12 protein-coding genes are annotated in these 12,749 nt (G+C 69.5%); 4 read left to right on the forward strand and 8 right to left on the reverse strand.

What is annotated here, in order from left to right; translation table 11 throughout:
* The first annotated feature begins 28 nt into the window (after nucleotides 1-28).
* Nucleotides 29-1,333, forward strand: a complete 1,305-nt coding sequence (locus ACWDU4_RS22640; RefSeq protein WP_450116176.1) for a D-alanyl-D-alanine carboxypeptidase family protein — start codon at nucleotides 29-31, stop codon at nucleotides 1,331-1,333.
* Nucleotides 1,334-1,498: 165 nt separating this feature from the next.
* Here ACWDU4_RS22640 and yhjD read toward each other — a convergent pair whose 3' ends face one another.
* The 7 genes from yhjD to ACWDU4_RS22675 all read right to left on the reverse strand — a co-directional run bounded on the left by yhjD (nucleotide 1,499) and on the right by ACWDU4_RS22675 (nucleotide 8,295).
* Nucleotides 1,499-2,524: an inner membrane protein YhjD gene (gene yhjD, locus ACWDU4_RS22645; protein ID WP_450116177.1), complete on the reverse strand. Its 1,026-nt coding sequence runs from the start codon at nucleotides 2,522-2,524 to the stop codon at nucleotides 1,499-1,501.
* A 37-nt stretch (nucleotides 2,525-2,561) separates the two neighbouring features.
* Nucleotides 2,562-3,602 (reverse strand): tryptophan--tRNA ligase, encoded by a 1,041-nt coding sequence (gene trpS / locus ACWDU4_RS22650; RefSeq protein ID WP_450116178.1) that lies wholly within the window; start codon nucleotides 3,600-3,602, stop codon nucleotides 2,562-2,564.
* 107 nt (nucleotides 3,603-3,709) lie between these two features.
* A complete protein-coding gene (locus ACWDU4_RS22655) occupies nucleotides 3,710-4,162 on the reverse strand; it encodes a barstar family protein (protein WP_450116179.1) in 453 nt (150 codons plus the stop codon).
* Nucleotides 4,162-4,749, reverse strand: coding sequence for a ribonuclease domain-containing protein (locus tag ACWDU4_RS22660; RefSeq protein ID WP_450116180.1), 588 nt, complete (start codon nucleotides 4,747-4,749; stop codon nucleotides 4,162-4,164). Before ACWDU4_RS22660 ends, ACWDU4_RS22655 begins: the two co-directional genes overlap by 1 nt.
* Nucleotides 4,746-5,549, reverse strand: coding sequence for an exodeoxyribonuclease III (locus tag ACWDU4_RS22665; RefSeq protein ID WP_450116181.1), 804 nt, complete (start codon nucleotides 5,547-5,549; stop codon nucleotides 4,746-4,748). Before ACWDU4_RS22665 ends, ACWDU4_RS22660 begins: the two co-directional genes overlap by 4 nt.
* A 170-nt stretch (nucleotides 5,550-5,719) precedes the next feature.
* Nucleotides 5,720-6,862, reverse strand: coding sequence for an MFS transporter (locus ACWDU4_RS22670; protein ID WP_450116188.1), 1,143 nt, complete (start codon nucleotides 6,860-6,862; stop codon nucleotides 5,720-5,722).
* A 209-nt stretch (nucleotides 6,863-7,071) separates the two neighbouring features.
* Entirely contained in the window at nucleotides 7,072-8,295 is a 1,224-nt protein-coding gene (locus ACWDU4_RS22675; RefSeq protein ID WP_450116182.1) for an NADP-dependent isocitrate dehydrogenase, read from the reverse strand.
* Nucleotides 8,296-8,668: 373 nt separating this feature from the next.
* Here ACWDU4_RS22675 and ACWDU4_RS22680 point away from each other — a divergent pair, with 373 nt between their 5' ends.
* Nucleotides 8,669-9,499, forward strand: coding sequence for a shikimate 5-dehydrogenase (locus ACWDU4_RS22680; RefSeq protein ID WP_450116183.1), 831 nt, complete (start codon nucleotides 8,669-8,671; stop codon nucleotides 9,497-9,499).
* A 102-nt stretch (nucleotides 9,500-9,601) separates the two neighbouring features.
* On the forward strand, nucleotides 9,602-9,856 hold the full coding sequence (locus ACWDU4_RS22685) for a GlsB/YeaQ/YmgE family stress response membrane protein (RefSeq protein WP_450116184.1): 255 nt from the start codon (nucleotides 9,602-9,604) through the stop codon (nucleotides 9,854-9,856).
* 104 nt (nucleotides 9,857-9,960) lie between these two features.
* On the opposite strand, the gene ACWDU4_RS22690 is transcribed toward ACWDU4_RS22685, so the two are convergent.
* Nucleotides 9,961-11,256, reverse strand: a complete 1,296-nt coding sequence (locus tag ACWDU4_RS22690; RefSeq protein WP_450116185.1) for a serine hydrolase domain-containing protein — start codon at nucleotides 11,254-11,256, stop codon at nucleotides 9,961-9,963.
* A gap of 149 nt (nucleotides 11,257-11,405) precedes the next feature.
* On the opposite strand from ACWDU4_RS22690, the gene ACWDU4_RS22695 reads away from it, so the two are divergent.
* Nucleotides 11,406-12,626, forward strand: coding sequence for a benzoate/H(+) symporter BenE family transporter (locus tag ACWDU4_RS22695; protein ID WP_450116186.1), 1,221 nt, complete (start codon nucleotides 11,406-11,408; stop codon nucleotides 12,624-12,626).
* Nucleotides 12,627-12,749 lie beyond the last annotated feature (123 nt).

Raw genomic sequence — 12,749 nt, forward strand, 5'->3', positions numbered from 1 at the left:
CCCATGGGTGCGCTACCCTGCCTCCTCGATGAACACGCTCGGTAAGGCCCGGAACTGTGCGATCGCCGTCGCCGCGATCGGCATGATCGGTGTGCCCGCGGCAGCACAACCCCTCCCCGCCGAGCCGGGCTCCACCCTAGGCGCGGTGACCAGCACGCCGTTCACCGCTCCGAACACCGACGGATGCCCGAACCGCGCCGTGCCGCCGCCCGCGATCGACCTGTCCGAGGTACCCGCGCCGGGTGACCCGACGCCCACCCCGCTGCCGGTGCCTGCGCGCCCCGTCGGCGGCGAGAACCTGGGCGCCTGCGGAGTGGTGACGGCCGACGGCTCTCCTCCGCTGCCGGCCGACATCTCGGCCACCGCGTGGGTCCTGTCCGACCTCGACACCGGTGCTGTTCTCGCGGCGAAGGACCCGCACGGCCGATACCGCCCGGCGAGCACGATCAAGATGCTGCTGGCCCTCGTGGCTTTGCACGAGCTGGACCTCGACGAGACGGTGACCGCGACCGCGGAGGACGCGAACGTCGAGGGCAGCGCGGTCGGGTTGGGCAAGGACGGCCGGTACACCAACCGGCAGCTGCTGCAGGGCCTGGTGATGGCGTCGGGCAACGACGCCGCGCACGCGTTGTCCACGCAGCTCGGCGGCGACGCGGAAACCGTGCGGAAGATGAACGAGCTGGCCCGCCACCTCGGCGCGCTCGACACCCGGACGGCGACGCCATCGGGTCTCGACGGACCCGGAATGTCCAGTTCCGCCTACGATCTCGCCCTGGTCTACCGGGAGGCGATGCGCAACCCGACCTTCGCCGAACTGATCCACACCGAGCGGGTCGAGTTCCCCGGATTCCCCAAGAACCCCGACGATCCCCTCGACGTGGACCATCCCGGGTTCACCCTCGCCAACGACAACAAGCTGCTCTACAACTACGACGGTGCACTCGGCGGCAAGACCGGCTACACCGACGACGCACGGCAGACGTTCGTCGGGGGCGCCGAACGCGGCGGCAGGCGTCTGGCGGTGACCCTGATGGCCGGCGACGTCCTGCCGATCCGCCCGTGGGAGCAGGCCGCCCGACTGCTCGACCACGGTTTCGCGCTGCCCCGCTCGACCTCGGTGGGTGAGCTCGTCGACCCCGGCGAGACCGATCACGCCGACGCCGCTCCGGTCACCGTGGCCGCGCCGCCGGAGTCGTCCACCGCGGGCGACGTCTCTGCCGTGAGCACCGCCGGTGGCGGCGACGTCCCCCGTAACGCGGTCCTGGCGGTGGGCGGCGCGATCATCGCCGTCCTCATCGGCGGCGCGGCGCGTCTGCAACGTCGGCGACACTGACGCGGCAGCTTCGAAAGCACCGCCGCCCAGCGGCTTCGGGAGCGCTCCCGCGCCACGGCGTCTGGAACGCTCCCGCGCTACGCCTGCTGGAACGCTCCCGCGCTACGCCTGCTGGAGCGCTCCCGCACTGCGGCTTCGAGAAACCCTGACGCCGCGCGGCTGCGGTCAGCGGCGGTGGCGCCTGAGCCAGCCACCGAGGCCCAGCGCGGCGGCCGCGCCGGTCGCGACCAGCACGGCGGCCTCGACGAGCGTGGCGCTGCGCGCCGGCGGGGGCGCGGCCACCTCGATGACGGCAGGCTGGGGCGGCGGCACGTGTGCGAGTTCCTCGTTCTCACGAGTGGTGGCCGCCCAGGCGGTGGAGACAAGCAGCAGCCGTGCAGTGAAGTAGATGAACACCAGCAGACCGATGATCGGACCGAAGGTCGACCCGGCAGGCCCCCCGGTCACGGACTGCAGGTAGATCACGCCGACCCGTTTGAACACCTCGAACCCGAGGGCGGCGATCAGCGCGGCGCGGGCCGCGCTGCGCAGCGTCACCGGCTCCCGCGGCAACCGGGCGATCACCCAGGTGAACAGCGCCCACGTGATCACGGCCGCGAGCAGTGACGTGCCGATCTGCACCAACGTCTGCACCCAGCCCAGGTCGTCGATGCCGAGGAACTCGAGGACGGTACCCGTCACTCCCCCCTCGGCCAGGACCGAGAGCCCCACCGACAACACCAGCGCCAGGAACAGGCCGAGCAGCTTCGACAGGTCCCGCAGCTTGGTCGCCACGAATCCCGTCGGCGGATGCCGCTGCGCCCACATCGCGGACAGCGCCTCGCGCACGTTCGCCATCCAGCCCAGTCCGGCGTAGGCGGCGAAGATCAGACCGAACACACCGACGGTCGCGCGGGCGGCGATCGCCGCGTCGATCAGCTGGTTGATCTGGTCGCCCAGGTCGCCGGGCATCGCCTTGGTGACGGTGGTGTGGATCGAGTCCAGCAGGTTGGGGTTCTGGACCAGAACGAAGCCGAGAATCGCGAACGCGACCATCAGCATGGGGAACAGCGCGAACACGCTGAAGTAGGTGATCCCGGCCGCGAAGTAGTCGCCCTTGTTCTCCTGGTACCGGCCGGCGGCTCGGATGACGTGGTCGAGCCACGGCCAAGCGGCGCGCCGGCGCTCGAGCAGTCCCTTGAAGTCCGGCACCGGCGCTCACCCCTGTCGCTGAATCAGCCCTGCCGGCTCATCCCTTCTGCGGCAGGAATCCCACCTTGTCATAGACGGTGGCCAGAACCTTGGCGGACACTTCGCGTGCCCGCTCCGCGCCCGCGTCGAGGATTCGGTCCAGCTCGGCCTCGTCTGCGAGGAACTCGTCGACCTTCGCGCGCAGCGGCGTCACGAACTCCACCAGTGCGTCGGCAGTGCCTACCTTGAGGTCGCCGTATCCCTTTCCGGCGTAACCCTTCTCGAGGTCCTCGACGCTGGTCCCGGACAGTGCGGACTGGATGGTCAGCAGATTGGAGACACCCGGCTTGTTCTCCCGGTCGAACCGGATCTCGCGCTCGTTGTCGGTGACCGCGGACTTGATCTTCTTGGCCGAGATCTTCGGGTCGTCGAGCAGGTTGATCAGACCGGCGTCGGTGGCGGCGGACTTGCTCATCTTCGACGTCGGGTCCTGCAGGTCGTAGATCTTCGAGGTGCCCTTGATCATCTGCGCCTCGGGCACCACGAACGTCTTGCCGAAGCGGGTGTTGAACCGCTGCGCGAGGTCGCGGGCCATCTCCAGGTGCTGACGCTGGTCCTCCCCGACCGGCACCCGCTGCGGGCGATACAGCAGGATGTCGGCGGCCATCAGCACCGGGTAGGTGAACAGGCCGACGGTCGCGGCCTCGGCGCCCTGCTTGGCGGACTTGTCCTTGAACTGCGTCATCCGGCTGGCCTCACCGAAACCGGTGATGCAGTTCAGGACCCACGCGAGCTGCGCGTGCTCGGGCACCTGGCTCTGCACGAACAGCGTCGACCGTTCCGGGTCGATGCCGAGCGCCAGCAGCTGCGCCGCCGCGACCTTCGTCCGCTTGCGCAGCTCCTTCGGGTTCTGCGGGACGGTGATCGCGTGCAGGTCGGGAATGAAGTAGAAGGCGTCGAAGTCGTCCTGCAGCTGCACCCACTGGGCCAGGGCGCCGAGGTAGTTGCCGAGGTGGAAGGAGTCGGCGGTCGGCTGGATACCGGAGAGCACCCGCTGGCGGGGAGCTGAATCGGGGGTGGACGATGCGGAACTCGACATGGTCCCGATCCTTTCATGCCCGCCCCGGTACGCCGGTGTCCACCCTGCGCCGACGGGTCTTCTCGGCGCCGGGGTCTTGTCGGCGCCGGCGGCTTCTCAGCGCCGGCTCAGTCGTCGAGCCGAACGATCGCGACCCCGACCGTCGTCCACCGCCGCGCCAGGGCGGCGGAATCCAGTGCGGCGACCTGCGCCACCACCCGGATGCCGGCGTCCTGCAGCGCCGACAGCAGCCAGGGCACCTCCCCCGGCTGGTCGCCAAGCAGCGCGCCGGCGTCGCGGACGATCACGATCAGGTCGGGTGCGGCGCCGAGCCAGTCCTGCCAGTCCCGCAGGCACTCGTCGAAGGCGTCCTTGTTCGCGCCGAAGTAGTACGGGAACTGCAGCGCGGCCGCGAACTCGTCGTAGACGGCAGGCACCGTCGGCATCCGGGTGCCGCGGACACGGCGTACGGCGTAGCCACTCTCGGACAGCGCGTAGGCCGCGTTGTCGGCGTCCCTGGGCGCCCCGGCGAGCAGCCCGACACGCACGGGGCCGGTTGCGAACTGGTGCAGCGTCGTCATCAGCGCATCCTCGTGAAAGATTCGTAATGGTCACCGGTGTACCAGGCGCTGGTGTCGCTGCCGGTGACGATGCGCTCCGCGTCGCGCGATTCGCCGCGCCGTTTCGGGTTCACGTCCCATTCGCGATACGCGATCGACGACCCGGCCGTGTCGGTGCGGGGCAGCGTCCCCTCCCGGTTGCGCCAGGTGTCCCCGCCCTTCGTGCCCGGCGCGTTCGCCGACCCCGGCCAGCGGCCCGCGTCGATCTCGGCGAGGGTTGCCCACGCGACGTCGGGCACGGGCACCGGCACGACACCGCGCGGTCCGGCGGTCTGTGCGGCGGCGGTGGTGGTGGCCGGCGCGGGGGGCGGCAGTGCGACAAGGGTCCCGTCCTCGTCAACGGTCAGCCGTTGCACCTCGTCACGGGTCAGCCCTTGCTGCGTGGCGGTGACGGTGGCGATCGCGGGGTTGCCCGCGTGGCTGCGTACAAGTTCCGCGTCCGGGCCGGTCTGGCCACCGGGACCGGTGAGCAGGAACCCGGCGACCACCGCGAGCACCGCGACAAGGACCCCGAGGACGAGGCGGGCCCGCGGCCCCAGCCTGGTCACCGGTAGCGCACCGTGACCGGCGCGTGGTCGGACCAGCGCTGGTCGTAGGACGCCGCACGTTCGACGACGGCTTCCTTGGCACGCTCGGCGAGACCCGGGGTGGCGACCTGGTAGTCGATCCGCCAGCCGGAGTCGTTGTCGAACGCCTTGCCGCGGTAGGACCACCAGCTGTAGGGCCCGGCGAGGTCGGGGTGCAGTCCGCGCACCACGTCCGCCCAGCCGAACTCGCCGAAGACCGAACCCATCCAGGCCCGCTCGTGCGGCAGGAAGCCGGAGTTCTTGACGTTGCCCTTGTGGTTCTTCAGGTCCAGTTCGGTGTGCGCGATGTTCCAGTCGCCGCACACCACCGCGTCGCGTCCGGCCCCGGTCGCGGCCGCGCCGGTGGCGGTCAGGTACGCGCCGAACGAGTCGAGGAACCGTTCCTTCTCGACCTGCCGCTCGGTGCCCACCTCACCGGACGGCAGGTACAGGCTGGCGACGGTCAGGTCGTCGAAGTCGGCTTCCAGGTAGCGGCCCGCCTCGGCGAACTCGTCGTCGCCGTGGCCGATCCGCACCGCGTCCGCGGGCCGGCGGGAGAGCACAGCGACCCCGTTGCGGCCCTTGACCGCGGACTGAGCGGTCGCCATGTGCCACCCCGCGTCGAGCGCCGGGGCGAGGGTGGCGTGCAACTGTTTGTCGTCGGCGCGGGTCTCCTGCAGGCAGACCACATCCGCGTCGGTGGCGGCGAGCCACTCGAGCAGACCCTTCTTCGCGGCGGCGCGAACGCCGTTGACATTGACCGTGGAGATGATGTGCGGCACGGGGTGAAACCGTATCGAACCACTCGGACACAGCCGGCCGGCCGGGGTGAACGCCGCGGGCCAGGCGCGTGTCTGACGGCCCCGACCCCGCTCCCCGACAGTGGCTGAAGGTGGCCTTCGTCCGGTTGAACCGAACGAAGGTCACCTTCGTTCGGAGCCGCTGCACCCGGTCAGGCGTGGCTGCCGCGGCGTTCGAGCAGGACCGCGACGCCGAGCACCACGAGCCCGGCGAGGGCGAGGCCCGACGCGACCACGGCGGGGGCCGTGTATCCGAATCCGGCCGCGATCACGACTCCGCCGATCCAGGCACCGAACGCGTTGGCGACATTGAGCGCGGCGTGGTTGAGGGCGGCGGCGAGGGTCTGCGCGTCGGCCGCCACGTCCATCAGCCGTGTCTGCAGTGCGGGCACCATGGCCGCTCCCGCCAGTCCGATCAGGAACACGAACACCAGCGCGGTCACCGGGTTGTGCACGGCGGCGACGAATCCGGCGAGGATCACCGCCAGGGCGGCCATCATCGCGGCGAGGCCAGGGATCAGGGCACGATCTGCGAGATGACCGCCGACCAGGTTGCCCACCACCATGCCGAGGCCGTACAGCATCAGCGCCAGCGGCACGAGTGATCGCGACAGGCCGGACACGTCGGTCAGGGTGGTGCTGATGTAGGTGTAGACCGCGAACATGCCGCCGAATCCGACCATGCCCATGATCAGGGTCATCCACACCTGCACGCGCGTCAGCGCGCCGAGCTCGGTGATCGGGTTGGTCGTCGGCATCGCGTCCAGTCGTGGGATCCACAGCATCAGGGAGACGACGGTGACCACCCCGATGACCGCGACGAGCGCGAACGCGGCCCGCCATCCCAGGTGCTGCCCGAGCCAGGCGGCGACCGGCACCCCGACCACGTTGGCCACGGACAGACCGAGCATGACGGTCGCGACCGCCTTGGCGCGGCGACCGGGCTCGGCGAGGTGGGCGGCGACGAGCGCGGCCACCCCGAAGTAGGCGCCGTGCGGCAGGCCGGCGACGAACCGGGCCACCATCAGGGTGGCGTAGTCGGGAGCGAACACGGACGCGGCGTTGCCGACGGTGAACGCCACCATCAGCGCGATCAGCAGGGCGCGGCGCGGCACCCGTGCGGTCAGTGCCGCGATGGTCGGGGCGCCGACGACGACGCCGAGGGCGTAGGCGGAGATGACGTGCCCGGCGGTCGGTTCGCTGACGCCCAGGCCGCCCGACATCTCCGGCAGCAGCCCCATGGCGACGAACTCGGTGGTGCCGATCCCGAAGCCGCCGAGTGCGAGGGCGAGCATCGCGAGCGAGCGGGCGGCGCCGGGCCCCCGGAAACCACGGGACGGACGCTCGATGCGGGACAGTGTCGACGAAACCACTAATCAATTGTGGTCACGGGGGCCGACGGTCCGCCAAGTGAGGGGGCGTGAGTTCGCTCACCCGGCGCCGGGTACGCCGAAGGGGCGCCGGGGTTGTCCGGACGCCCCTTCGGGTGTGCTCGTGCGCGGGATTACTTCGCCGCGAACGCCTTCTGCAGGTTCTCGTCGAGCGCGCCGAGGAACTCCTCGGTGGTCAGGTAGCCCTGATCGCCACCGACCAGAAGCGCGAGATCCTTCGTCATCTGACCGCCCTCGACGGTCTTGATGACGACGTCCTCGAGCTGCTGTGCGAAGTCGATCACCTCGGGGGTGTTGTCGAGCTTGCCGCGGTGCTCGAGACCACGGGTCCAGGCGAAGATCGACGCAATCGGGTTGGTCGACGTCGGCTTGCCCTGCTGGTGCTGGCGGTAGTGCCGGGTGACGGTGCCGTGCGCGGCCTCCGCCTCGACGGTCTTGCCGTCCGGGGTCATCAGCACGGAGGTCATCAGACCCAGCGAGCCGTAGCCCTGCGCGACGGTGTCGGACTGGACGTCACCGTCGTAGTTCTTGCAGGCCCAGACGTAGCCACCCTCCCACTTGAGTGAGGAGGCGACCATGTCGTCGATGAGGCGGTGCTCGTAGGTCAGGCCCGCGGCGTCGAACTCGGCCTTGAACTCTTCTTCGAAGATCCGCTGGAACTCGTCCTTGAACATACCGTCGTATGCCTTGAGGATCGTGTTCTTGGTCGACAGGTAGACCGGGTAGTTCTGCTGCAGGCCGTAGGCCAGCGAGGCACGCGCGAAGTCCTGGATGGACTTCTTGTAGTTGTACATCCCCATGACGACGCCGCCGTCCTCGGGAATCTTGCACACCTCGTGCTGGATCGGCTCGGAGCCGTCCTCGGGGGTGTACGTGATGGTGACGGTGCCTGCGCCGGGGACCTTGAAGTCGGTGGCGCGGTACTGGTCACCGAACGCGTGACGTCCGACGATGACCGGCTTGGTCCAGCCCGGAACCAGGCGGGGCACGTTGGAGATCAGGATCGGCGCGCGGAAGATGGTGCCGCCGAGGATGTTGCGGATGGTGCCGTTCGGCGACCGCCACATCTTCTTGAGGCCGAACTCCTCGACCCGGGCCTCGTCCGGCGTGATGGTCGCGCACTTGACGCCGACGCCGTGCTTCTTGATCGCGTTCGCGGCGTCGACGGTGACCTGGTCATCGGTCTTGTCGCGGTATTCGATACCGAGGTCGTAGTACTCGAGATTCACATCGAGGTACGGATGGATCAGCTTGTCCTTGATGAACTGCCAGATGATGCGTGTCATCTCGTCGCCGTCCAGTTCGACGACGGTGCCCTCAACCTTGATTTTGGACATGTGTACTTCGCGTCCTCCTAGGAAGTTTCCCCTGGTCACACGGTTAGCCATCCGCTTCGTGAGCGGTTGGCGAACGACTCAATTCAGTAAACCCAAACGTCGCGGGCACACACCGGGATGCCGCGCCAAACAAGACAAGCGTACTGCTAGCGGCGTGGCGCGCAACGATCGCCCCCGACGGCGACACCCCTACCGCCGGGTAACTTCGCCCAGCTCAGACACCCACCAGCGAGTCGTTCATCCGCTCCACCGCATATTTCACGTCCGGTAACGACTGTGACACCATCCAGACTCTACGTCCGGATGTGAGGGGAGTCACTACCCCGGTCGTCCACACCCGGTGCTCCGGCGGGGCCGGCGATACCGTGGGTACGTGCGCCGGATCAGCAGGGACTCCATCAGCCGGGACACGACGCTGTGCATGTCGCTGTCCGCCCGCCCGTCGAACATCGGAACCCGGTTCCACAACCACCTCTACGAGGAACTCGGGCTGGACTTCCTCTACAAGGCGTTCACCACCACCGACCTGGCATCCGCGATCGCCGGCATCCGTGCACTCGGGATCCGCGGCTGCGGTGTCTCGATGCCGTTCAAGGAGGCGTGCATCGAGCATGTCGACGTCATGCATCCGTCCGCGGAGGCGATCGCATCGGTGAACACCATCGTCAACGAGGACGGTGTCCTGCACGCGTACAACACCGACTACGAGGCCGTCGTCACCCTTCTCGCCGACCGGGCCGTCGACCCGTCGACACCGGCCGCGGTCGCCGGCAGCGGCGGCATGGCCAAGGCGGTCGTGGCGGCACTGCGCGACCAGGGTTTTCGCTCGGTGACGGTGGTCGCCCGCAATGCCGGGACCGGTCGCGCGCTCGCCGACCGGTACGGCTTCGCGTGGCGCCCTGATCTCGGGGACCTGCGACCGCGACTGCTGGTCAACGCGACCCCGCTCGGCATGTCGGGCGGGCCCGGTGCAGACGCATCGCCGTTCGACGCCGACGCGGTGCAGGCCGCCGAGACCGTCTTCGACGTCGTCGCCATGCCACCCGACACACCGCTGATCCGGGCGGCGCGGGCGGCGGGCAAGACCGTCATCACCGGAGACGAGGTGATCGCGCTGCAGGCGGCGGCCCAGTTCGTGCTGTACACCGGCGTGACACCGACCCGCGACCAGATCCGCCGGGCGTCGGAGTTCTCCCGACGGTGAGCGACCCGGCCGCCGCACGTCCATGAATTTCACCCGGACAGGGGCGAGGATTCACTCACAGAGTGCGCGGCGGCACAGCCGGGCAACCTACGAGGAGGACACATGCTGGGACTGGGCTTCATCGGATGGATCGTCATCGGCGGACTCGCCGGCTGGATCGGCAGCAAGATCCTGCACAACACGGGTCAGGGCGTGATCCTCAACATCGTCGTCGGCGTCTTCGGCGGCCTGATCGGCGGCTTCCTGCTCAACCTGATCGGGGTCGACGTCGAGGGTGCCGGCCTGATCTTCAGCTTCCTGACATGCCTGCTCGGCGCGGTGATTCTCCTGTGGCTGGTGCAGAAGGTCAAAGCCTGAGCACTCCCCCGGAGAGAACGCTTTCCGACGCTTCGCCCGGACGCGAAGGCCCCGATGCCCACTGCATCGGGGCCTTCCCGCGTCACGTGTCGACGCCGCCGACCTCAGCGAGTGGGCGAGGCGGTCGGCATCGGTGTCGGCGGTGACGTTCCGCCCGCCGCCGGAGCCGTGTCGGTCAGCCGGTACACGTGGTCCGGGGAGATGATCTCGGTGATCGCCGTGCCCAGCAACGTGCTCGGTTCCTGGCCCTCGTAGCCGGTGTCGGTGTTGATCATGATGACGAGGGTGGTCGCCCGCTCCGGCAGGTACACCGTGACCGTCTGGTACCCGGGCAGGCTGCCGTTGTGGCCGATCCAGCCGGCCGCGTTGAACAGGCCCAGCCCGTACCCGACGTCGGGGGGATACCCGGGCGCGTTGACGGTCTCGAGTCGCTGCTGCTGCGTTTCCGGCGTGAGCAGCGTCCCGGTCGCCAGCGCAGGCCCCCAGATACGCAGGTCGTCGAGCGTGGAGATCATGGCGCCCGCCGCCCAGCCCCACGAGGGGTCCCAGTCGGTGGCCGTCGCCTCCTTGCCGTCGGCGGTCTGGATCGTGTAGCCCTGCGCGTGCGGCTCGGGGAAGGCGTTGTCGGTGGGAAAGCTGGTCTGGTCCATCTTCAGCGGCGCGAGGATCTCGTCGTCGATGTAGTCCGGCAACGACATTCCGCTGACCTTCTCGACCACCAGCCCCAGCAGTGTGGTGTTGGTGTTCGAGTACTGGAAGCCTTCGCCGGGCGGGAACGTCGCGGGCATCGCGAACGCGTAGCCGAGCAGCTGTTCCGGGGTGAACTGCGCTCGGGGATCGGCGAAGAACGCCTTCTGGAAGTCCTCGCTCGCCGTGTAGTTGGCGAGCCCGCTCTGCATGCGTGCCAGCTCCCGGATGGTGATCCGATCGCCGTCGGGCACGCCGTCCACGTACTTCGCGATCGGGTCGTCCAGGCCGACCTTTCCGTCGTCGACCAGCTGCAGCACGCCGGTGACGGTGAACGTCTTGGTCAGGCTGCCGATCCGGCTGTAGAAGTCGGTCTCCATCGGTGCGCCGGTGGCCTTGTCGGCGACGCCGAATGCCTTGACGTAGGTGCCGCCCGGCCCCCAGATCCCGACCATCGCGCCGGGCACCGATGCCTGTTTCATCGTGTTCTCGATGGCCGAGTCGAGTCGCTGCGAGAGCGACGGGTCCAGCGCTGCCGTCGATTCGGAGGCGGTCGTGCCGGAAGCGGCTGTCGTGCCGGAAGTGGCGGGCTCGGTGGTCGAGTCGTCGGAGCATCCGGCGGCCAGCAGGAGGGTGACCGCCGCGGCCGCGAGCAGCCCGCGGCGTCGGCGCGGCACGGAAACTGTCGATGGAGTCACGGCCTGTGGGGTCATCCGCCCGGTCCCGTCGTAGAAATACGAAGTCGTAGAAATACAAATAGGAGCGACGTGTGCTTGGAGACGGAACCTACTCCTCACGGCTGCGACCCGCTCGCCGAAGCGCGCGCACGCCGAAATGCGGTCGATGCGGGCACCCCGGCAGGATGACCGGCGTGCCAGGAATCACCGAACCCGACCCGACCGCCACCGAGGGGGGACAGAGCCATCCGATCAGCGCCGGAGTGGTCACCGCCCTCGTCGGGTTCACGAGCTCGTTCGCCGTGGTCCTGACCGGCCTGCGCGCGGTCGGAGCGAGCCCGTCGCAGGCGGCGTCCGGTCTGATGGCGCTGTGCGTCACCCAGGCGGTGGGGATGCTGTGGCTGGCCCGGCGGTACCGGATGCCGATCACGCTGGCGTGGTCGACGCCGGGCGCCGCGCTGCTCGCCGGGACGGGCGCGGTCGAGGGCGGCTGGCCCGCCGCCGTCGGGGCGTTCGTCGGCGTCGGCGCCGCAGTGATCCTCACCGGACTGTGGCCGCGGCTGGGCCGGCTGATCGAGTCCATCCCCGTTCCGCTCGCCCAGGCGATGCTCGCCGGCGTGCTGCTCCCCCTGTGCCTCGAGCCGGTCGCCGCACTGCGCGCCTCCCCCGCAGCCGTCGCCCCTGTCATTCTGGTGTGGCTTGTGCTGCAACGGTTCTCGACCCGATGGGCGGTCCCCGCCGCGTTCGCGACGGCCGCGGCCGTGATCGTCGTGGACCTGGCCGTCGGTGACGCCACCCTCGACACCTCGGAACTGGTACCTCGATTCGAGTCGACCGTCCCACACTTCTCCTGGCAGGCACTGGTCGGGATCGCGTTGCCCCTGTACATCGTGACGATGGCGTCGCAGAACATCCCGGGCACTGCGGTGATGGGGTCGTTCGGCTACCGGGTGCCGTGGCGGCCGGCGATGACGGTCACCGGCATCGGCACCATCGTCGGCGCACCGGCCGGTGGGCACGCGATCAACCTCGCCGCGATCAGTGCCGCCCTCGCCGCCGGGCCGACCGCGCACCCCGACCCGCGGCGCCGGTGGATCGCGACGTTCACGGCCGGGTGGGCGTACCTGGTATTGGCCGTCTGCTCGGCGGCACTGGCCGCGCTGGTGGCCGCGGCCCCGTCCGGGGTCGTCGAAACGGTCGCGGGTCTGGCACTGCTCGCCACCCTCGCCGGATCTCTCGTGTCGGCACTGTCCGACGAGTCGGATCGGCCGGCCGCTGTGCTGACGTTTCTGATCGCCGCCTCCGGGATCGCGTTCGCGGGAATCGGGTCGGCGTTCTGGGCGCTGGCGGCGGGCCTGGCCATCCGACTGCTCCTACGACCGCGATCGCCGGCGTCGAGACCGTGACCACCGAACCCCGCCGGCTCACCCCCGAAACGCACGTCCGCCCCGCTCTGGGCACGAGCGGGGCGGACCGAACAACCTTGCCGTCCTGGGCCCCCCCCCCCCCGCAACCAACACCCGTGTTGT

The organism is Rhodococcus sp. NPDC003348 (genome assembly GCF_053589375.1).

Bases quoted from the DNA above. Each gene is read 5' to 3' on its own strand.
- ACWDU4_RS22695 (WP_450116186.1), top strand. From the start codon at position 11,406: ATGACCGGCGTGCCAGGAATCACCGAACCCGACCCGACCGCCACCGAG.
- ACWDU4_RS22685 (WP_450116184.1), top strand. From the start codon at position 9,602: ATGCTGGGACTGGGCTTCATCGGATGGATCGTCATCGGCGGACTCGCC.
- ACWDU4_RS22655 (WP_450116179.1), bottom strand. From the start codon at position 4,162: ATGACGACGCTGCACCAGTTCGCAACCGGCCCCGTGCGTGTCGGGCTG.
- ACWDU4_RS22670 (WP_450116188.1), bottom strand. From the start codon at position 6,862: ATGCTCGCCCTCGCACTCGGCGGCTTCGGGATCGGCACCACCGAGTTC.
- ACWDU4_RS22675 (WP_450116182.1), bottom strand. From the start codon at position 8,295: ATGTCCAAAATCAAGGTTGAGGGCACCGTCGTCGAACTGGACGGCGAC.
- trpS (WP_450116178.1), bottom strand. From the start codon at position 3,602: ATGTCGAGTTCCGCATCGTCCACCCCCGATTCAGCTCCCCGCCAGCGG.
- ACWDU4_RS22690 (WP_450116185.1), bottom strand. From the start codon at position 11,256: ATGACCCCACAGGCCGTGACTCCATCGACAGTTTCCGTGCCGCGCCGA.
- ACWDU4_RS22640 (WP_450116176.1), top strand. From the start codon at position 29: ATGAACACGCTCGGTAAGGCCCGGAACTGTGCGATCGCCGTCGCCGCG.